The sequence below is a fragment of the Butyricimonas hominis genome, assembly GCF_014287455.1.
GTDB lineage: Bacteria > Bacteroidota > Bacteroidia > Bacteroidales > Marinifilaceae > Butyricimonas > Butyricimonas muris.
Window position 1 is genome coordinate 417,549 of the sequence record NZ_JACOOH010000005.1, and the last position, 21,263, is coordinate 438,811.

A 21,263-nucleotide genomic window follows, 5' to 3' on the forward strand; every position below is an offset into this window, starting at 1 on the left:
TGTGCATACACTTTTTTTGTTAAATCCGAGTTGACGTTCTATTTAATAACCGGAGGCTTTTTTGAAAACGTTTTTTTTACAAGATAGTTACATGTAAATGTAATGTTTTTTGAATTCTAATTTGTCTAGGAGGGTGAAAGTACCGTGATGGGAAATCCCCTTTTTTTATTTTTTCTCGGGTTTAACTAAAATTTAAATCGATTGCATTTTGTAACCATACAGAATCGTTTTATATTTGTTATCGAAAATAGTGCGTGTTTTCAGACTATTTATTATTTACAAGATTAAAACTATTACACACATGAGAAAAACAGTATGGATTATTTTGAGTTGCTTTCTCACCTTGTTGTTTGTACCGAAAACTTACGGGCAGGCACAGGATAAGTTGTTGAGTTTACTCAAGGAAGAGTTGGCACAACAGATGAAGGAACTGAAAGGCGAAGAGTTTCCCCCGTATCACATGAATTACAGGGTTATTGATGTGACCACGTCCGTGGTATCCACTTCTTTCGGGGCGTTGATGAACAGTCAGCAATATCGTTCCCGGACTTTAGTACCGCAAATTCGTTTGGGAGATGCAACATTAGATAATTTCAAGTTTGCCCAGATGGGGGCGCAACAGCCTTCGTCAGCCAGATTGCCTTTGGACGAGGATAATAATGAAGATGCCATTCGTCAAGCTATCTGGAACGAAACAAACAACCGTTACAAGTTTGCCGTGGATATGTACCAGAGAACCAAAGCGCAGACGACGGTGAACGTGGAGGAAGAGGATAAGGCTCCTTATTTCTCGGATGTTCCGGTAGAAAAGTATTACGAGGCTCCGCTCCCGGTAGAAAAAACTAAAATTGATCTGGACGAGTGGGCGAAACGGTTGAAGGAAATTTCCGCCGTGTTCAAAAATCAACCCGGCATCATGCAAGGTGACGCTATGATGATTTATACCGTGGAAAGACGTTATTTCGTGAATAGCGAAGGTACGGAGGTTGTTCAGAATCTGCCGTATGCCCGGATTATGGTATTCGGAGAGACGAAGGCTGACGACGGAATGGAATTGCCGTTGAATCTTTCTTATTTTGCTTATGATCCGAAAGATCTGCCGTCAAACGACAAGATCATCGCCGACGCGAAAGAAATGGTAAAAACTCTTGAAGCATTGCGTGTCGCTCCGATGGTAGATCCCTACACGGGTCCGGCTTTGTTGTCCGGTCCTGCCAGCGGGGTATTCTTCCACGAGATATTCGGTCACCGTGTTGAAGGACAACGCATGAAGAGTGAGAGTGACGGACAGACGTTCAAAAAAATGGTTGGTGAGTACGTGTTGCCTGCTGATATGCACGTGTATGATGACCCGACAATCCGGGAATATGCCGGGGAGGATTTGAACGGTTTCTATAAATATGACGACCAAGGTGTGAAGGCTGAACGGGTAGACGTGGTTGTGAACGGCAAGTTGAACGAGTTCCTGATGACTCGCACCCCGATTGACGGGCATCCTCGCTCGAACGGGCACGCGCGGGCTATGGGTGGATTTGACCCGGTATCTCGCCAGTCTAATTTGGTGATCGAGACTTCTAACCCGAAAACTCCGGAAGAGTTGCGCCAATTGTTGATCGAGGAAGTGAAAAAACAAGGTAAAGAATACGGTTATTTCTTTAAAGAGGTAACGAGTGGATTCACGTTCACCGGAAAAGGGGGAACGAACTCCTTTAACGTTACCCCGCTAGAAGTGTACAAAGTGTTCGCGGACGGTCGTCCCGACCAATTGGTACGCGGCGTGGACCTGATCGGAACTCCCCTTTCCATGTTCTCGAATATTATTTACGCGGGAAATGATGCTCGTGTATTCACGGGTATGTGTGGTGCCGAGTCCGGTTCTATCCCTGTTACGGCAATTTCTCCGACTATTTTGGTAAACAAAGTAGAAACGCAACGGAAAGCCAAATCACAGGATATTTTACCGATTTTATCGGCTCCGGGATTGGAGAAAAAAGCTAAAAACTAAAAGAAATTTGACGTTTAGAATTTAGAGTTAAAAGGAGTGTTGGCATGAGCGGGGAAATCTAAAATCTAAAATCATTAAATCTAAAATTAATACGATGAAATATATATTATCACTATTATTGTTTTTCCTGCTGCTCGGTCCGGTTGTCGCACAAAGCGAGCAAGATCAGGTGATTTTTAAAGCCATGCAGGATGAGTTGCAGAGAAATAAGGAAAATTTGGCTTTGCCGGGAATGGATAAGCCGTTTTATTTGTCCTATTCTCTAGGAAGATATCGTCAATTCGAGGTATCGGGAGTGTTGGGGGCTATCACGAGTTCAATGGAATTACCTTGGATGGGTATCGGTTCTTCGCAATTGCTGTTGGGAAATTATGATAACACGAGTGATTCCCGTTACATCGGTCAATTCTTGAAAATAGGTATGCCTGCCGAGGCGGATTATGATATGATTCGTCAGAACTACTGGTTGGTGACGGATGCTGCTTATAAATGGGCATTACAGGAATCAGCGGCTAAAGAGGCTGCCTTGAAAGCTAACCCGCAAACACCGGAAGAGGCTGCTTTACCTGATCTGGTAAAGGCAGAGCCGATCACGAAAATAGTGGAGAGCAAGCCCTATGATATTAACATGAAAGAGTGGGAAAACGCGATTCGTGAACTTTCCGCTATCTTCAAGGGTTACAAGGATATTTACAATTCATCCGTGGGTATCAGCGGTCTGGACATGGAAGTGTACAAGCAAACCAGCGAAGGGGTAACCATGAAGCAACCGGTTTCTTACGTTAATTTCTATGCACAGGGATTCGTGAACACGGCGGACGGCGTGAAAATCGGAGATGTCTATTCCGTGTTGGTAGCTCGTCCGCAGGATATGCCTTCACTGGAAGAGCTGAAGAAAAACGTAAAAGCTTTTGCCGAGAATCTGATTAAATTGAAAGATGCTCCCGAAGTGGAAGAGTTTTATTCCGGTCCGGTGCTTTTCGAGGATGGTGCCAGTTCAGCTATTTTCACGAACAACTTGTTGAATCAAGGCGGATTGTTCGCTTACCGGAAACCTGAAGGCGGTCGTGGAGGTGCAGCCAAGACTTTGGACGGACGTATCGGAAGAAAGATCATGGATAACCGTTTGACGGTAAAGAATTACAGCACGTTGGATAAATATAACGGGGTGCCGTTATTGGGAGCTTACGAGATTGACGCGGAAGGTGTTGTTCCGGCAAAGGAGATGACGCTGGTGGATAAAGGTATTTTACGCCAGATGTTGAACGGGCGAGTACCTTCATTGAAGACTCCTCATTCCACGGGTAGTTCCAGATTCGTGATGACGGGACAGGACATTGTTTACGTGACGGCACCGGGAACAATTCATATCGAGGTGGATAAAGGTACGAAGCAGGATAAGATGAAAAAGGCCTTGATTAAGGCAGCCAAGGACGAGGGATTGGATTATGCCTATATCGTGCGTAGTATGGCAGGAACAGCTTCCCGGATTTACAAGGTAGACGTGAAAGACGGTAGCGAAACGCAGGTTCGTTTCGGTGATGTTTCCGCGATTAATCTGTCGAAAATCAAACGGGTATTGGATATTTCCAGCAAGGAAAATGTGTCCAATTATATTTTGAACCGTCAGGTGTTGTCTTCGTTGATTTACCCGGCTTCTATTTTGATTGAAGACGTGGAGATCAACAAGTCTGAACCGAAGAAAGAGAAAGAACCGGTATTGAAATTCCCGTTGCAGAGATAAATCGCCGGAGGCGAGTTACAGGTTGCAGGTTACATTCGCCTGCGGCGAGTTACAGGTTTATTTTACGAATAAACCGGATTCTGAAAGCTAAAAACTAGAAGTTATAATATACGTAACTTTTAGTTTTTAGCTTTTATCTTTTAGTTTTAAAAACTACCTTTGTGAAGGGATGGGTATGTAATTGGTATTAAAATGAGAAAGACATTTGACAATATTCGCCTGATAGCTCGTTACGAGCGGAGACTGATAGCACGCGGGAAGTTATTCTGGATTTTCATGATTTGTGTGTTAGTCGGTATTACCGGGTTTCAATGGTTATGGCAAGGAGGGGGAAGATGGGGAATTAGTTCTTGGGCGGAGGTCGCTTTGCCTTCCTATATTCCTTATTTGAACGCGTGGTTATATAGTCTGGTGCAGGGAATCATGGTCATCTTTGTCGGGGTGGATTTTGTCAGGAGGGATCGACGTTTGGAAACGAACGTGGTGTTTTTAAGCCGTCCCGTGACGAATACGATATACCAGACCGGAAAGGTGTTGGGGATACTGGAGGTGTGTTTGTTGATGAACGTGTTGACGATGGCGTGTGGGATGGGGGTACATTTGTTGTTTGGGGAGCCGGGGACTTTTCAGCCGGGAATTTATTTGATTTATATGGTCGTGTTGACGATTCCCTCGTTGATTTTCGTGTTGGGCTTGGGATTAATTATTGTCAATCAAATAAAGAATCATGCTTTGGCAATTCTTATTTTATTTGCTTTGTTGGGGGCGTTTTATTTCGGGACAGGGGAGATTTTATGGGGTGTGTTTGACCCGTGGGGACGGGCTTTGCCGCTTTTGTTCTCGGATGTGACGGGGTTGGCAAAACCGGCATGGACGGTATTGCAGAGAGGGATTTTCATGTTGTCCGGTATCGGGTTCATCCTGTTAGCCGTGGGAATGATGAAGCGATTGTCGGATCGGAGCAGGGTGATTCGAATCATTCGGGGAATCGGGATTGTTTTTATTCTGGCAGGAGTTTTTGGCGGATTTTTGTATGTCGGGAAGTTTCAAGGGATAAATGCACGGAGAGAAATGTACCGGGAAGTATTTCAAAAGTACGCGGGAGTGGATAACGTGCACGTGAAAACTCATGATATCCGTTTCCGTCAAGCAGGGGAAAGAATGTACGTGACAAGTGAACTGGTGCTTGAGAATGAGCGCACGAACCGGTTGAAGAATCCGATACTGTACCTGAATCCCGGTTTGCAGGTGACAAGTTTGAGGGATCGGGAGGAAAATACCGTACCTTTCACGCGTGAGGGGCAGGTTGTTATCGTGGATCGGGAATTGGATTCCGGGGAGGAACTGAATCTTCGCATGGAGTACGAAGGATTTATTGATGAAGCGGTCTGTTATCCCGATTTCACGGATAAAGAGTTCCATGATACGCGTTTAGTCCTTTTTTCCCGACGCCCTCATCAATTTTTTCGTCATGGATGGTGTTATGCCCGCGTGGGTGATGATTATACATTTCTTGTTCCCGAGTGTTTATGGTATCCGGTGAGTGTGCCCACGGTAAATATATTATCTCCTTTGACTCGTCGATATGATTTTACCCGTTATACATTGCATGTCGAGAACGTGGGGGCAAGAACGGCGATTTCTCAGGGAAATATGAACGTGAAAGAGAACGTGGTTAGTTTTGAAAACCGTAACCCTTTGCCCCGTTTAAGTTTGAGCTTGGGGCATTACGAGAAAAAGAGTATTGTTTTGGATTCTTTGGAAATGGAGATTTATCATTTTCCGGGGCATGATTTTTTTGAACGAGATTATACGGTAAGTGCAGATTCCGTGAAAATACTTTTGCAAGAACCTATAAGTCAGGTTTGGGAATACAAGGGAGGCGATTACCCGTACCGGCGTTTTGCCGTGGTGGAAACACCCGTGAATTTTATTCCCTATCAACGAAAAGGGAGCGTGGGAAGCGAGTTTATTCTGCCGGAGATGATATTTGTTCCGGAAAAAATGTATAGTGCTTATTATTTTCGTGTACAGTATTGGCCATGGGAAAATGATGAACGTACGCGTTTTGAATTGGAAAGTGACGCTTTACGGAATATTTTGGTTTTGAATCTTCAGGATGGGGCGTTCAATTGTGTTGCCATGTTTGAAGATTTCGGGGGAATCGTGGCATCGGACAAATACCCGGGCGTCGGGGGTATCATTAATCATTTGCTGGCGGCAGAGGAGATGTATCGCGGTCCGATGATTTATTTCTCGGAAGATATGGAGTATGAAGAAGTGGTGGATTATTGGGATGGCAAGTCGTTGCGGGAAGCTTTGGAGGATAAAGATATTAAATTGAATAACCTGCGTATATTGTTGGATAGAAAATATGCTCAGATTGAGAGTCATTTACGGGCTCTCGTGGGGAGGTCGGAATTGGTGGATTTCGCGAAAGATTTCAAGAAGCGACACGCTTTTGCCGGGATAGAGCTGGACGTGTTTGTACAGGCGTTCGAGGCTCGTTTCGGGATAGATGTCCGTGATATTCTGGATAAGTATTACGAGGGGAAAATGCTGCCTGTTTTTTATGTAAGGGATATGAAGGTGGAATTGTTCGAGGAAGAGAAATACGCGCAAAAGATAGCAAGTTGTAAAGTGTATAATCCTTCGCCGATGGATGGGACTGTCACTATTCTCGAGAGGGGAACTTCCGGAGAGGGAGGGAGTTCTTCCGGAAAACATAGTTTCCTTGTTCCGGCGCGCGGCTGTAAAGAGATACGAATTGTGCTCGGAAGTGACGATTATTTTTTCTTGGATATGAATCTTTGTCAGAATATTCCCGGGAATAAGCTTATGGAGTTTGGTGAAAACCGGTTGGAGAAAACAAAAAACGGGCGTACCGGTATTTGGGATACTGACAGTACCGTGTTTTTAAGGAAAGAACCGGGTTTGGTTGTCGATGACGATAACGTGATTATTCACGAGAAGAAGAAGAGGGAGAAGTTGGCAGCTTATTTCTCTGAAAAAACAGAGCATAAAAAGTATGAATATATCTATGATCACGAACGTTGGACTCACGTGACCAGTTCCGAGTGTTATGGTGATATCGTGAAAAGTGCTTATTATAAAATAGCCGGAACGGGAAAATCGGAAGTGGAATGGAGAGTGAAAATTGATGCTCCCGGGGTGTACGATGTTTTGGTGTATGTGCCGAATATCCAGGTGACACCCGCTCGCGGTACGTTTATAAAGGGTGCCCGGCTTTTTTACCGGATCGGTTCTAACGAGGGAATGACAGACGTGGAAGTTATACTGGATAACGAGGACGCCGGATGGATCTCTTTGGGTAAATTTGATTTTAATGCAGGGGAATACAGTGTTTTGCTAAGTGACCGGGGAGGGGATTCGTTAAGTTGGGAGAAAACGGAAGACTACGGGTGGGAAGGGGATGCCGTGCAGCTTATATTCGCCGATGCAGTGCGATGGGTTCCCGTGAAAAGATGAGGTGTGCTTTCAAGTATGTTTCGATGAAATTTGTGTATTTTTGTTCCCGCAAAATAAGGGATTATGAAAGAGAAGGTAAACAAGACTAACGCGGCAAGGTTGTTGGATAAGGCAAAAATCGCCTACGAGTTGATTCCCTATGAGGTAGACGAGCATGATTTGGCCGCGACACACGTGGCGGCGCAATTGGAAGAGAATATCGAACAAGTGTTTAAAACCCTCGTGCTGCATGGTGATCGGAACGGTCACTTCGTTTGCGTGATTCCCGGAGATCATGAGGTCGATTTGAAGTTGGCGGCGAAAGCATCCGGGAATAAGAAGGCCGATTTGATCCCTATGAAAGAATTACTTCCCGTGACCGGATATATCCGGGGCGGTTGTTCTCCTATCGGGATGAAGAAAGCTTTTCCCACGTTTATTCACGATTCATGTCTGCAATTTGAATATATTTTCATCAGCGCCGGAGTGCGGGGTTTGCAAATTCGTTTAAAACCGGAAGATTTGATTGGGTATGTCAGGGCTACGGTTTGTCCGTTAATAGGATAAGATATGTAAATTTCACGAATAACGGGGACTGTGCCAACAGCCCCCGTCTGACTTGCGTATAGCGTTCTTTTGTTCAGCGGACGATTATCGTGCGCTATCTTTTTATTTGAATTTTATTCATCTTAGTTATGAAAAAGCAATACACATCACATGGAAAAGAACTACCTGCACGAGTTTCTAAACAAAGATAAAATAATTTTTGATATCTGTGTCTGTTTAGGGCATATTTTTTTATTTCAACGTTTATACTGTTTGGTCTGCTTTTTGCATTATTTGGGAAAAAAGTGTTGGATATGAGAAAATGGATTTTTTTATTTTGGATGGCTATGTTTATAGCCGGTTGTGATTTGATAGAGTATCATCCTTATGATGTCCGTTTATCGGGGAAATTGGATATTAACAAGAAGAATATCCCGTTGATCGAGGAAGCGTGTCGCGATAAGGATACGGTACGGTTTGTACTCATGGGAGATACTCAACGCTGGTATGACGAGACGGAGGCTTTCGTGAAACACATGAACAAAAGAGATGACGTGGATTTCGTGATTCACGGCGGGGATATCTCGGACTTCGGGTTGACAAAAGAATTCCTGTGGATACGGGATATCATGGGTAAGTTACGTGTACCTTACGTGGCTTTGCTCGGTAATCACGATATACTGGGGAACGGGATGGATGTGTTTGTTGACGTGTTCGGGGAAGAGAACTTTTCTTTTCGTGCGGGCGAAAATCTTTTTCTTTGCGTGAACACGAACGCGCTGGAGTTCGATTATTCTCATCCGGTGCCCGATTTTTCGTTTATCTATTCGGAATTGCAGGATACCGTCGGTATTTCCCGGACAATTCCGGTTATGCACGTGCCACCCGGGGATATCGAGTTTAATAATAACGTAGGGTTTGTATTTCACACGATGTTGAAAACATTTCCCGGTATGGAGTTTTGTATGCATGCCCATAGTCATCGTTTGCGCCACGAGGAGCATTTTGACGACGGGATTCCTTATATAGGTTGTAGTTGTATGAAAGATAAAAATTATCTGTTATTTACTTTAACACCGGAGGGGTACGAGTATGAAGTGGTCTATTATTAAAGCGGGAATTATGGCCGTGTTGCTTTCGTTTACCACGTGGGCGATGGGGGACGAGAAGGATGATCGGGAGGAAAGACGTGCAGAACGGCATAAAAGAAAACTAGAACGTTACCAAAATCAATGGAATAGTTTGATCCCGAAGTATCAAAACCTGCAATTTGCCGGCTCGATCGGGTTACTCTCGGCAGGTATGGGGTGGGACTATGGTCGGCAACGGCAATGGGAAACCGAGTTTATGTTTGGTTTTGTACCGGGGTTTTCATCTAATAAAACCAAGGTAACGCTCACGTTGAAACAAAATTATGTGCCTTGGGAAGTTTCTTTGGGGAAAAATTGGGTGCTGGAGCCGCTTGAAACGGGATTGTTTGTGAATACCGTGCTGGCAAGTGATTTCTGGGTGAAAGAACCGGAGAAGTACCCGAATAACTATTACAAATTTTCGACTCGTGTTCGTTTCCACGCTTTTCTGGGACAACGTATCGCGCTGAACATGAAAGAGAATTTCCCTTTCCGTCGAATCACGGTATATTACGAGTTGAGTACTTGTGACCTGTACTTGATCTCGAAGTTCACGAATCAATACGTGAAGATGGTCGATATTCTGAGCCTCTCGTTCGGGTTGAAGTTCCATATTTTGTAAACGAGTAATAAACAGACATCCTGCTGGGGACTGACATTTAATTTACTATATTTGTACAACAAAATCAAGTTAAAACGGTTTTAGAAGATAAAGGTATATAATGAAAGAAAGTATATCATTGACGAATCAATATAATCGAGCGGCAGAAGTTATTAAAACGGCAATACTGCAAAGTCAATATCAGGCTGTACAAAAAGTGAATAGCGAGCAATTGGCTCTATACTTTGGAATTGGGCGTTATATCTCGACACATTCACGCGATAATTATTGGGGTACAAGTGCATTGACTTATATTAGCGAAAAACTTCGTCGTGATATGCCCGGATTGCGAGGATTCTCTGAAGCACACATGAAGAAGATGCGCATATTTTATGAAGAGTGGAATATGCTTGAAGATAAATCGTTCATTGCAATGAACGATTTACAACTGGTTAATGAAAGTCTTTCAACTGATGAAACGGATTCTATAGCAATTCGTTCCTTGCGAGGAACGAATTGTGAAGACTTTCCGTTAGAAGACTTTCTCCGAGTACCATTTACTCATCATTATACAATATTGTCAAAGGTCAAAGAACTCAAAGAACGATATTTCTATATTCATGAGTGTGCGATTTATCATTTATCTGTAGATGGTCTGAAAAAGGCTATTGGCAATGATGATTATCACCATCAATCGCGAATACCGAATAATTTTTTGCAAAAGTTGACATCATCGGAGTTGGCATTTCGAGCCATCAATGCTTTTAAGGATGAGTATATGCTTGATTTTATTAACGTGGAGGAATTGGGGACACGGGACATTGCAGATATTGATGAACGGGTGGTAGAGCAAAAGATTATCCATGATATTAAGAAATTCATCATGACTTTTGGACAAGATTTTGCTTTTGTCGGTAATCAGTATCATCTTGAGGTCTATGGTGAAGAATTTTTTCCGGATCTTATATTTTTCAATCGTGAACTAAATGCACTTGTTGTTGTCGAATTGAAAACAGGTAAATTCAAACCGACCTATTTGGGACAATTAAGTACATATCTCCGTATATTAGATGATAAAGTGCGAAAGCCACACGAAAATCCTTCTATTGGTATTGTTCTTTGTAAACATGCCAATAAAGAGTTTGTGGAATATGTTATTCAAGATTACGATAAACCCATGGGTGTAGCCACGTATAATACTTCTGCTGATATGCCTGAAAAATTGCGTAAGGCTTTGCCTGATATAGATGAGTTGAAGAAATTGCTTTGATGTTTTGTTTAATATTGATAATAGAGAAAACTGCTCTCAAACTTTTTCACCCGTGGCGTTGAAAGAGATTGGTGATTGGATTGAGAATTTAAAAATAAAGAAATGAAAAGATTACGCTATTCAATCATCTTCGTCCTTTTTCTCGGTTTGGCGGTCAACGTGTCTGCCCAGCGGAAGAAGGTAGGATTGGTGTTGAGTGGCGGGGGAGCGAAGGGTGTTGCACATATCGGGGTATTGCAAGTGTTGGAAAAGGCGGGCATACCCGTGGATGTGATAGTGGGAACGAGTATGGGGTCTATCGTGGGAGGGTTGTATGCCATCGGATACACGGCCGATCAATTGGATAGCCTCGTGCGGGCGCAGGATTGGATGTTCCTTTTAAGCGATAAGGTGAATCGTTACGATTTGTCGTTCAGCGAGAAAGAGTACGACGCGAAATACGTGTTGTCCTTCCCCTTCGAACGGGGAAGACGTCGTCCGGTAGGGTTTATCAGGGGACAAAACGTGTATAATCTTTTTACAGACCTGACTATCGGGCATCATGATTCGTTGGATTTTTTGAAATTGCCCATTCCCTTCGCTTGCGTGGCTGCTGACGTGCTGAATCGGCAGGAGGTCGTGATGACCGATGGAAATCTGGTGCGGGCGATGCGGGCAAGTATGGCTATCCCGGGAGCGTTTACGCCGGTAATGGCGGGTGATCGGGTACTGGTAGACGGGGGCGTATTGAATAATTTCCCGACAGACGTGGCACGGGCCCTTGGGGCGGAAATCGTGATCGGCGTGGATGTACAAGCGGATTTGATGGCGGAGGATAAGCTGGAATCGGTTTCCGGGGTGATACCGCAGATTATCAATTTGCTTTGTATGAATAAACACGAGGAAAACGTGAAACTTGCCGACTTGGTTATCCGTCCGAACGTGAAAGGATATTCTGCCGCGAGTTTTAGTGCCCGCGCGATCGACTCTTTGTTGACAAGGGGTAAGGTGGCGGCATTGCAGGATTGGGGTGAAATCATGCGAGTGAAAGAATTGATAGGAGGGCAGAATGAAAAAGTAGCCGATCAACCAGCCGTGTACCTGCCGGAAGAGTTTGATATCCGGGATATACGCGTCGAGGGACTCACGACCAAGCAGGAAGGATGGGTACGCCGGAAAATGCGGTTGCGGGAGAATAGTGCGGTGACGCTTGCCGATATACACCGGGAGGTGGCGATGTTGTACGGGACAAAGGCTTTTTCTGCCGTGAGTTACCGTTTGTTAGGGAAACCACCTTACGATCTGGTGCTGGAATTACAGGCTCAACCCATGAGTGCCGTGAATGTCGGTTTCCGTTTCGATACGGAGGAGATGGCGGCAATTCTTTTGAACACGACCTTGAATTATAAGGCTTTGAGAGGTTCACAGGTAGCCTTGACGGGGCGATTGAGCCAGAATCCTTACGTGAAAATAGAATACTCGTTGGAAAATACTTTCCTGCGTCGGTTTAATCTGGCTTATATGTTCCGTTATAATGACGTGAATTATTATCACAAGGGGGAAAAGATGAATAATGTAACTTACCGTTATCATTTCGGGGAATTGGGGTTGTCCAGTCTTTATTTTCGCAATTTTAAGTTTCAGGTGGGCTTGCGTTACGAGTATTTCGATTATAATTCATTGCTTTTTGCCAACGAGGAAGAGATTATAGACGTTCGTCCGGAAGGTTTTTTCAGTTATTACGGGTTGGCTCAGTTAGATACTTACGACCGCCGTTTCTATCCGAATCGGGGGATCTCTTTTTTAGCTTCTTACTCGATTTATACCGATAATATGGGAACGTATGACGGGGGAGCTCCTTTTTCCGCACTATCCTTGAATTTTACCCCGGTGATTGCGGTTTCCGATCGTTTGAAAATGCTGCCCGCCGTCTATGGGCGTGTGTTGATCGGGAACAACCCGGCGTATTCATACTTGAATTGTATGGGGGGAACGGTTTTCGGGCGTTATGCCGCACAACAAATTCCTTTTCTCGGGATCAATCACGTGGGAGTTTTTGAAAATTCTTTACTTGTCGGGCGGTTGGAGTTGCGACAACGCGCGGGAAGAAAACACTATTTTTCTTTAGTCGGGAATTATGCCATGCAAGATGATAGTTTTTTTGATATCTTCGGGCGTAAAGGTATCTGGGGTGGAGGTGTCGGTTATTCCCGTGACTCTTACTTGGGGCCTATTGATTTGATGTTTAGTCTTTCGGATTGGAACAAGAAACTCGAATTTTATTTTAATCTGGGGTTCTATTTCTAAGTTTATCCGTCCGGTTTAGTTCTACCCGGAATCCACGGTAATCCTAGGGTTATACTACCTCTCCTCTGTTACAAATTCCTTTTACACTTCTTACACCGTCATTAGGCAGGGGTGAAATAAGTGTGATACAAGTGACTTGTAAGCAAGTTAAGGTAGTATAGCCCTAGGATTACCGTGGGTTTTCGGTAAATTGATATTGAACCGAAAGAGAGAAAAAAAGATGTTATACGTTGATTAGTAATTTGTTATTGTGTGTCAATAAACCATCGTTTAATGCGCTGCAAATATACACCATTTTTATTTTCCGCAAATATATCCAATGACATTTTTTTATTTCTCGTAATTAAGTGATTATGTTTTTGTGAATTTTGTTAGTGAGCAAATATTGTTAATGTCATTAAACGATGGTTTGTTGATATGAATTATCGTTTATCGAAACAGCTTTCGTGCATCCATAATACATAGCACTGTTTAAGTGGGGCGCATGAAACACATGGCAATAAATCAGGACCGGTAATAGGGTTAGTGCGCGAAGCGCATCCAGTCGGCTGATAGAATAAAACAAGTACATGGCTGAGGAGAAGAAAATGCATTGGTATGTCGCTTACACGCGAGTGAACCAAGAATTCTTAATCAAGAAAAAGTTGGACGAATTGGGAATCGAGAATTTTCTCCCGCGCGAGGAGCAAGTTCGTGATACCCCGTTGGGGCGAAAAATGATTCAGGTACTTTTGATTCACGGGATGATTTTTATTCACGCGGATAAGACGACGAGTTTTTCTTTGATTAACGAGTATTCCCTGAATATCGTTTACTTGAAAGACGTGGAAGGTCGCCATTCCTTGATCGTTCCCGATAAGCAGATGGAAGATTTCATGTTCCTGCTAGATTTCTCGCCTGATGGTATCGAGGTGTTGAATAAAGATCTCAAGCGAGGTGATCAGGTTCGGGTTATCAAGGGGCCCTTGCAGGGACTGACGGGAGAACTGGTGCGTTTGCGGGGCCACAAGCGGGTAGTCATCCGCTTGGATGGTGTTGCATCGATCGCCACGTCTTATATCCCGGGCTCTTTCCTTGAAAAGATAGAGTGAATTAATTTATGAATTACGATTTGCGATTTATGATTGAAAGAGAGTCAACACGAGTGCTTGCAATCATGAACCCGAAATCGTGAATCAAGAAATAGAGATGGAAAAAGGTTTATTTCACGAGTTGTACAAGCAACTAGACAATTTTGATTTGCGTTCGTGTCCCCCCGCGTGTTTGTCGGGCTTATTACACGGTTACCTGACGATGTACTCGATGGTACGGGTGTACCCGTGGTTAGAATCTGATTTCGGAAGTTCCGGTGCTATCCACGAGCGGGCGAAATCAATTGTTCACCTGTACCCGAGTCAGTTGAACAAGGATATTCCCGTGGATACCCGTGCCGGTTACGCGGCGGACAAGATGGATGTCTACCAGTTGTACTCGGACTTGAATTACTTGAAAAACGGTTTGGACGCGGCGTATCGGATACTGTCGGCACGGGGGGACGGCAAACTCTCGTTGCCTTGTCGGACACCGAATATTTGCCGGATATTATGTGACTGTTACTATTTTGCCGGAGATGAGGCGTGTGGGGAACTTGCCGGTCGTTTGGTTACGGAGGCATTGGGATACATCCGTGGCGGAGATCGTGATGTGTTGTTGTCTTGGTGGGATGCTATTTGCTTGTATGGCGATGCAGTGGGAGCGATGATGTTGCCCAAGGAAGATTATAAACGTTTGGAGGAGGAACGGGCACGTCTACGGGTAAGTGTAGTGCGGGAGGAGAATGAGAAAATCGAGCGTTTGCGTCAGATGGGACAAGATGCTGATTTCAGTTTGGTGGCAGAAGTTTTTTATATTTTGGCGAAGCGGGTGTTTGACAAAATGGAATAGTTGTTGTGACTTTATGAAAGATAAAAAATCAAATTATTATTTGGCTTAGGCTTTATTTGATAAAAATAGAATTCCTGCGTAAACTCATAGCGGTTTGGTGAATACATTTGGGTGCTTATAGGTATTAATTATTTATGTTAGATATTTCCTCAAATAACAAACGTATAGCTAAAAATACGATATTGCTATATTTTCGTATGCTAGTTACAATGGCAGTAACATTATATACATCTCGAGAGGTATTAGCTGCGCTAGGTGTTGAGGATTATGGTATTTATAATGTAGTTGGAGGTGTCGTTGCATTATTTAGCTTTATAAATAGTGCAATGTCAACAAGCACTCAACGATTTCTTGTGTTTGAGTTGGGTAAGGGGGATTTTAGGCAACTTCAGAAAGTATTTAGTATAAGTGTTGTAATTCATATAATTATAGCAATTGTAATAGTTCTTCTTTCGGAGACTATTGGATTGTGGTTGCTGAATGAAAAGATGGTAATACCGGAATCGCGTGTGTTTGCCGCACATTGGGTGTATCATGTTTCCATTTTATCCATGGTTGTTGCTATAATTAGTGTACCATATAATGCTGCTATAATTGCTCACGAAAAGATGTCTATATTTGCGTATATATCTGTAGTTGAGGTTTTCCTGAAATTGGTAATCGTGTATTTATTAAGAATAGGAAATGTAAATAAATTAGTTTTATACGCGATTTTACTTTTTGTGGTGCAAGTCGGAATTCGTATATTATATACATCATATTGTAATAAACATTTTTGTGAAACAAAGTTTAAATTTATTCTTGATAAGACACTCTTTAAAGAGATGTTTTCTTTTGCCGCTTGGAATTTATGGGGTAATTGTGCTTATATAGCATTTACACAAGGATTAAATATTTTGCTAAACGTGTTTTTCGGACCATCTGTAAATGCAGCAAGAGGTGTGGCTGTACAAGTACAGTCTGCAGTTACTCAATTCTCCTCAAACTTTCAGACAGCACTTAATCCGCAAATCACCAAGTCGTATGCAACAGAGGATTTAGATTATATGCATAGTTTAGTTTTCCGCAGTTCAAGATTTACTTTCTTCTTACTCTTAATGCTAACTTTACCTATAGCTTTAGAGACAGAAACGATATTGAGTATTTGGCTCGAAGAAGTTCCTCGGTATTCTGCAGTATTTTTGAAATTGATTTTATGTGTTACTATTATAGACTCAGTTGCAAATCCATTGATGGTTTCTGCTACAGCTACAGGAAAAGTAAAAGTATATCAATCTGTCATAGGAGGAATTTTATTGATGATCCTTCCTGTTTCGTATGTTGTTTTAAAAATGGGAGGTAATCCAGCTTCAGTATTTGTTGTGCATCTTGTTATTTGTGCTATAGCATTCGTTGTACGTTTATTTATAATTAGACCATTAATAAAGATTTCTTTGCGAAAATATTTTAGCAATGTTATTTTGAAATGTGCAGTAGTATTTTTTTTAAGTTTCATTATTTCAGTATTGGTTAAGTTTTTTGTCCCATATAGCTCTACTTCCTTTGTGATTGTAGGTGTAATGAGTGTTTGTTGTGTTGTATGCTTTGCATATGCTCTAGGACTGAATAAGTCTGAGCGCAATTTTATTAATGAAAAATTAGTTAGAGTGTTTTCCAGAAAAAAATAATGATAAATATTCAGGATAAAAAAGATTGTTGTGGTTGTGGTGCTTGTGTTCAGCGTTGTCCTAAACGATGTATAACAATGCAAGAGGATAAGGAAGGTTTCCTCTATCCAGAGATAGATAGAACTTGTTGTATTGATTGCGGATTATGTGAAAAAGTATGTCCGGTTATAAATCAAGGAGGAAATCGAAGCCCGATAGAAGTTTATGCGTCTAAATGTCAAGTTGATGAGATTCGTATAAATAGTTCCTCCGGTGGTATTTTTTCTATGCTTGCGGAAAAAATAATAGAAAATGGAGGCGTTGTTTTCGGAGCTCGTTTTAATGACAGGTGGGAAGTTGTTCATGACTATGCAGAAACTATTGAAGGCATTATACCCTTTAGAGGTAGTAAATATGTGCAAAGTGTAATCGGTGAAACGTATAAGCAAGCTGAAGTATTCTTGAAACAGGGGCGGTTTGTTTTGTTTAGTGGTACATCTTGCCAAATTTCTGGATTGCTACATTTTTTGCGAAAAGATTATAAGAATTTAATTACAGTAGATGTAATATGTCATGGAGTTCCGAGTCCTCTAGTGTGGTGTCAATATCTAAAAGAAATCGGTTTTATTGTTCAGGATAAGAAACCAGTTATATCGGGTATCTCATTTAGAAATAAACGGTTAGGTTGGAGGAAATACGGATTTGAAATTCGTTATGACAAAGAAGAAGCCAATTTCTTTGAAATGCATAGGAATAATATTTTTATGCGGGGTTTTCTTCATAATATATATTCACGTCCATCTTGTTATGCTTGTCCAGCAAAGGGGGGAAGAAGTCAGAGTGATATTACATTAGGAGATTACTGGGGGGTAGAATTATATCATCCTGAATTTTATGATGATAAAGGTGTTAGTGCTGTACTTATTAATACGGAGAAGGGCAAAAGAATATATTCTCAATTAAAAGTAGATGGTGTTAGTACAGATTATAATAAAATATTATTAGGGAATTCCTGTATAGAACATAGTGTGAAAATTTCAAAATATAGAGATGATTTCTTTGATGTGCTTAATAAGAGTGAGTTTTCTCTTATTGGGATTATCACAAAAAGAACGAGACCTAGTTTATTGAGACGAATTATTTCTTATGCAAGAAGGATAACTGGAATTTAAGTCTCTGAAATTTTATTTAAATATTGTTATTGTATTCTTTCAGAAACACCACAAATGTTTTTAACCTAAAATAGGAATGTGTAATATTAGTGTAATAATTCCAGTTTATAATGCTGAACAATACCTGAATAGATGTATTGAAAGTGTTGTGAATCAGAGTTGTCGTGATATCGAGATTATATTAATTGATGATGGGTCAAAAGATAGTTCAGCAATTATATGTAAGCATTGGCAGAAAATAGATAGCCGTGTGAAATTTTTTTCAAAATCCAATGGTGGGGTATCTTCTGCTAGAAATGCGGGTATAAATTTGTCTCAAGGTAAGTTTTTGACATTTATAGATTCGGATGATTATATTGATGTAAACTATTGTGAATTATTGATGTCGAAAATGAAAGACGATATAGATCTTGTTGCAATGGGGGCATATTCAGTTATGGAAAATACTGTTGTTCCCATAAAGCATAGATTGCGCTCAGGCTTATATTGTTTGGAAGATTTGAAGCATCATATAGTAGATGACGGAACAATGTCAGGTTTTACATTGTATTCTTCGTGTGCTATCTTATATCGCAATGAAATTATACAAAAAGGGCGCATTCTATTTCGTGAAAATATAAAGTATAGCGAAGATGGATTATTTAATACCGAATATATTTATGCATGCATGAATAATGTATATATTGATTATAATAATTATATCTACTATTATAGGGTAAATATGAATTCTGCTACTCATACTATTGACGTGTTAAGTGAAAAGTATAATGAGTCGCAAGACAATGTGAATATAATTTTGGAGGAGTATAATATTAGATATCCGCAATATGACATTAGCCGGCAAATCAGTGCTAGATATATAACATTGAAGTTATCAGAAATACTATGTATTGTAGATACAAATCAATCTTTAGATAGAATTAAGAATATTATTAAAAGTCATAATTTTAGAAATGGATTGAGATATTTGAATTTTAGGAGAATGAACAGGTTAAAAAAAGCGATGTATCTTCTTTTGAAGATAAGAAATGCATCATTAATTATGAACGTATTAAGGTCGTATATTAATCACCGTCGTTGATATTGTTTCTTATGTCAAAGCACGTAAATAGCAATAAGTCTTTTGTTATAATAGTTTTCATATATCTGTTAGCTCTTTTTTTGTTTCCAGAGATGACAAAGGTGATATCTATTATGATGCTTATAGCAACTGCTTTTCTTTTATTTGCATATACAAAAAAGATTAGTATTAATCATCAATTTCTTGCGTGGTTTACATATATAATTCTGACTTTACTTTCTGTTTTAAGAGATTTTTCAAATTTGAATAATGTAATAGAGTTTGGTGGTGCACTTGTAATAGGTTTATTAATATATAGTTGGAATAGTAAAGGAAGTAGTCAAATTCTTCAGATTAAAGCACTTGTTGCAGTTTCGTTTGTAGCATTTTTAGGGTGTATCGTGCAACTTGTCGCTCCGGAATTTTTGGCTTGGTTTAATCTACTGCATTTAGGGTTAGAGAAATTTCAAATATGTGATGGTTTCCTAAAAGATAGAACTTTAGTGGGTTTTTCCTTTCAATCAGCAATTACTGGATTTTATCTATCCGTTTTTATCGGGATTTTATCGTGCTATTTATTGAAGCCGTCTATTGAGATGAGAGCTGTAAACAAGAAGATTATATTTCTTTTATTGGTTATCTGCTATGTTTTCCTGATGCAAACAGGAAAAAGGAGTTTTGTTTTATTGGTAATTCTTATTGATTTGTTTATGTATTGCTTGTATAACAGAAAATACATGCTAAAAGCGTTGTTCGTTTCGATTGTAGTATGTGTTCTGTTTTTAGTGATATTATTGAAAACAGATGTTGGTATGAGGCTTGTTATGCGAACTGTAGGTGATTCTTGGTCTTCCGGGCGTATAAATATATACGGCGTATTATGGGATGAATTTATGCAAAATCCTATTATAGGTAAAGGTATAGCGACTTCATCAAATATTTTGGGAAGGTATAACAATGGACATAATATATATCTTCAAATTTTGAGTGAATCAGGGTTAATCGGCATATTCGTTCTTATGCCAGTATTTATCCATGATTTAGGTTCTTCCATGAAGTTATTGAATGCTAAAATTCGGTATGGAGATGACTCTTTCGTGGTTGCAGTTTGTTTATTTTTAGAATTGTTGTTTCTGGGTTGGGGATTTTCAGGGAACCCTTTATATGATGTATATCCATTAGTCATATATATGCTTGTTGCCGGTATAATAAGAAATGAGATTAAAAAGTCAAAATATATTAGTCAAATAAAAACCTTATAATGAAAAAAATAGGTGTTATTACGCATTATTTCGGCAGTAAGAACTATGGCGGATTATTGCAAGCGTATGCTTTATGTAAATTTTTGAATGAAAGAGGTTGCTATGCAGAACAGATTTCATATGATTCTTCGTATAAGAAATCTAATAAGAGTCTAAGACTTTTAACAATAAATGAAATTAAAGATCGTATTAAATCAATAATAGCACCTGTATGCTATAAGTTTTCAGATTATAAAATTAAATCCAGTTTATTGCAGAGAGAAAAAGCGATTTCTATATTTAGAACTGCGATACCACACTCGAAAACTATTTATAATGATATAACTATAGAAAAAAGTAATGAAGAATATGACATTTTTATTACGGGTAGTGATCAAGTATGGAATATTGATTGGTATCATCCGCCTTATTTTTTAGATTTTGTAAGTCCTAAAAATAAAAAGATATCATATGCAGCGAGCATTTCAAAGGAGCGTTTAACAATGTCGCAGATTTCGCTTTTCAAGAGAAGTTTAAGTGATTATAATGCAATATCTGTACGAGAAGAATCGTCTGTTGCATTATTGGAGAATGTTATAAAAATGCCGATTACATATTGTCTTGATCCGACATTATTGCTTTCGGAGTTTCAATGGAATGATATTTGCTCCAAGCGTTTATGTCAAGAAGATTATATTTTTTGTTATTTCTTGGGGAAAAATTTAGTAGCTCGCAAATTGGCTATGGAATATGCCATAAGACATAATTTGAAAATTATCACGTTACCTCATTTGTCCGGTCATTATCGTAGATGTGATGCCGGTTTTGGTGATATTCAATTATATGATATTTCTCCAGGTCAATTTATATCGTTGGTACGCTATTCAAAATTTGTTTTTACAGATAGTTTTCATGCGATTGTCTTTTCTCATATATATAAACGAGAGTTTGTTGTTTTCAGTCGAAATGCTATTAGTCCCATGAATACAAGAATCTCCTGTATCACAAAATTATTCCATACAGAAGATAGATATTGTGATACAGAAGAGAAATTATCTATAGCTTATATTGAATCTCTTGAAAAAATAGATTACTCTAAAAATCAAATAGATTATATTAAAAAGAGAGAAGAGTCAATATCTTTCATTGATGATGTCTTAAACTTGTAAGG

15 protein-coding genes are annotated in these 21,263 nt (G+C 40.3%); all 15 read left to right on the forward strand.

Annotation, left to right across the window (positions count from 1 at the left end; genetic code table 11):
- Positions 1 to 301: 301 nt before the first annotated feature.
- The 15 genes from H8S64_RS13190 (at position 302) to H8S64_RS13260 (ending at position 21,261) form a co-directional block, all read left to right on the forward strand.
- The gene (locus H8S64_RS13190) at positions 302 to 2,005 is read left to right on the forward strand and encodes a TldD/PmbA family protein (RefSeq protein WP_186976516.1); all 1,704 of its coding nucleotides are present in this window, start codon (positions 302 to 304) and stop codon (positions 2,003 to 2,005) included.
- A gap of 94 nt (positions 2,006 to 2,099) precedes the next feature.
- On the forward strand, positions 2,100 to 3,749 hold the full coding sequence (locus H8S64_RS13195) for a metallopeptidase TldD-related protein (protein WP_227217807.1): 1,650 nt from the start codon (positions 2,100 to 2,102) through the stop codon (positions 3,747 to 3,749).
- Positions 3,750 to 3,941: 192 nt separating this feature from the next.
- A complete protein-coding gene (locus H8S64_RS13200) occupies positions 3,942 to 7,238 on the forward strand; it encodes a golvesin C-terminal-like domain-containing protein (protein WP_186976518.1) in 3,297 nt (1,098 codons plus the stop codon).
- A 63-nt stretch (positions 7,239 to 7,301) separates the two neighbouring features.
- The gene (gene ybaK, locus H8S64_RS13205) at positions 7,302 to 7,784 is read left to right on the forward strand and encodes a Cys-tRNA(Pro) deacylase (protein ID WP_099293319.1); all 483 of its coding nucleotides are present in this window, start codon (positions 7,302 to 7,304) and stop codon (positions 7,782 to 7,784) included.
- A 293-nt stretch (positions 7,785 to 8,077) separates the two neighbouring features.
- Positions 8,078 to 8,875, forward strand: a complete 798-nt coding sequence (locus H8S64_RS13210) for a metallophosphoesterase family protein (RefSeq protein ID WP_099293317.1) — start codon at positions 8,078 to 8,080, stop codon at positions 8,873 to 8,875.
- On the forward strand, positions 8,856 to 9,515 hold the full coding sequence (locus tag H8S64_RS13215) for a hypothetical protein (protein ID WP_099293315.1): 660 nt from the start codon (positions 8,856 to 8,858) through the stop codon (positions 9,513 to 9,515). Before H8S64_RS13210 ends, H8S64_RS13215 begins: the two co-directional genes overlap by 20 nt.
- A gap of 112 nt (positions 9,516 to 9,627) precedes the next feature.
- Positions 9,628 to 10,764: a PDDEXK nuclease domain-containing protein gene (locus H8S64_RS13220; protein ID WP_369859070.1), complete on the forward strand. Its 1,137-nt coding sequence runs from the start codon at positions 9,628 to 9,630 to the stop codon at positions 10,762 to 10,764.
- Positions 10,765 to 10,866: 102 nt separating this feature from the next.
- Positions 10,867 to 13,050, forward strand: a complete 2,184-nt coding sequence (locus H8S64_RS13225; protein ID WP_186976522.1) for a patatin-like phospholipase family protein — start codon at positions 10,867 to 10,869, stop codon at positions 13,048 to 13,050.
- 569 nt (positions 13,051 to 13,619) lie between these two features.
- Positions 13,620 to 14,141: a UpxY family transcription antiterminator gene (locus H8S64_RS13230; RefSeq protein ID WP_099293309.1), complete on the forward strand. Its 522-nt coding sequence runs from the start codon at positions 13,620 to 13,622 to the stop codon at positions 14,139 to 14,141.
- 97 nt (positions 14,142 to 14,238) lie between these two features.
- Positions 14,239 to 14,973, forward strand: coding sequence for a hypothetical protein (locus H8S64_RS13235; protein WP_099293307.1), 735 nt, complete (start codon positions 14,239 to 14,241; stop codon positions 14,971 to 14,973).
- Between the two features lie 209 nt (positions 14,974 to 15,182).
- The gene (locus tag H8S64_RS13240) at positions 15,183 to 16,640 is read left to right on the forward strand and encodes an MATE family efflux transporter (RefSeq protein ID WP_366482754.1); all 1,458 of its coding nucleotides are present in this window, start codon (positions 15,183 to 15,185) and stop codon (positions 16,638 to 16,640) included.
- Positions 16,640 to 17,791, forward strand: coding sequence for a Coenzyme F420 hydrogenase/dehydrogenase, beta subunit C-terminal domain (locus H8S64_RS13245; protein WP_186976526.1), 1,152 nt, complete (start codon positions 16,640 to 16,642; stop codon positions 17,789 to 17,791). The genes H8S64_RS13240 and H8S64_RS13245 overlap by 1 nt, the downstream gene beginning before the upstream one ends.
- 76 nt (positions 17,792 to 17,867) lie before the next feature.
- Positions 17,868 to 18,872 carry a glycosyltransferase family 2 protein gene (locus H8S64_RS13250; RefSeq protein WP_099293301.1) on the forward strand — a complete coding sequence of 335 codons (1,005 nt, stop codon included), beginning with the start codon at positions 17,868 to 17,870 and terminating at the stop codon, positions 18,870 to 18,872.
- A gap of 113 nt (positions 18,873 to 18,985) precedes the next feature.
- Positions 18,986 to 20,113 (forward strand): O-antigen ligase family protein, encoded by a 1,128-nt coding sequence (locus H8S64_RS13255; protein WP_176555115.1) that lies wholly within the window; start codon positions 18,986 to 18,988, stop codon positions 20,111 to 20,113.
- The gene (locus H8S64_RS13260; protein ID WP_186976528.1) at positions 20,113 to 21,261 is read left to right on the forward strand and encodes a polysaccharide pyruvyl transferase family protein; all 1,149 of its coding nucleotides are present in this window, start codon (positions 20,113 to 20,115) and stop codon (positions 21,259 to 21,261) included. The genes H8S64_RS13255 and H8S64_RS13260 overlap by 1 nt, the downstream gene beginning before the upstream one ends.
- The last annotated feature ends 2 nt before the right edge of the window (positions 21,262 to 21,263 follow it).

Bases quoted from the DNA above. Each gene is read 5' to 3' on its own strand.
- H8S64_RS13250 (WP_099293301.1), top strand. From the start codon at position 17,868: ATGTGTAATATTAGTGTAATAATTCCAGTTTATAATGCTGAACAATAC.
- H8S64_RS13245 (WP_186976526.1), top strand. From the start codon at position 16,640: ATGATAAATATTCAGGATAAAAAAGATTGTTGTGGTTGTGGTGCTTGT.
- ybaK (WP_099293319.1), top strand. From the start codon at position 7,302: ATGAAAGAGAAGGTAAACAAGACTAACGCGGCAAGGTTGTTGGATAAG.
- H8S64_RS13215 (WP_099293315.1), top strand. From the start codon at position 8,856: ATGAAGTGGTCTATTATTAAAGCGGGAATTATGGCCGTGTTGCTTTCG.
- H8S64_RS13225 (WP_186976522.1), top strand. From the start codon at position 10,867: ATGAAAAGATTACGCTATTCAATCATCTTCGTCCTTTTTCTCGGTTTG.
- H8S64_RS13240 (WP_366482754.1), top strand. From the start codon at position 15,183: ATGGCAGTAACATTATATACATCTCGAGAGGTATTAGCTGCGCTAGGT.
- H8S64_RS13230 (WP_099293309.1), top strand. From the start codon at position 13,620: ATGGCTGAGGAGAAGAAAATGCATTGGTATGTCGCTTACACGCGAGTG.
- H8S64_RS13255 (WP_176555115.1), top strand. From the start codon at position 18,986: ATGATGCTTATAGCAACTGCTTTTCTTTTATTTGCATATACAAAAAAG.
- H8S64_RS13235 (WP_099293307.1), top strand. From the start codon at position 14,239: ATGGAAAAAGGTTTATTTCACGAGTTGTACAAGCAACTAGACAATTTT.
- H8S64_RS13260 (WP_186976528.1), top strand. From the start codon at position 20,113: ATGAAAAAAATAGGTGTTATTACGCATTATTTCGGCAGTAAGAACTAT.
- H8S64_RS13195 (WP_227217807.1), top strand. From the start codon at position 2,100: ATGAAATATATATTATCACTATTATTGTTTTTCCTGCTGCTCGGTCCG.
- H8S64_RS13200 (WP_186976518.1), top strand. From the start codon at position 3,942: ATGAGAAAGACATTTGACAATATTCGCCTGATAGCTCGTTACGAGCGG.
- H8S64_RS13190 (WP_186976516.1), top strand. From the start codon at position 302: ATGAGAAAAACAGTATGGATTATTTTGAGTTGCTTTCTCACCTTGTTG.
- H8S64_RS13210 (WP_099293317.1), top strand. From the start codon at position 8,078: ATGAGAAAATGGATTTTTTTATTTTGGATGGCTATGTTTATAGCCGGT.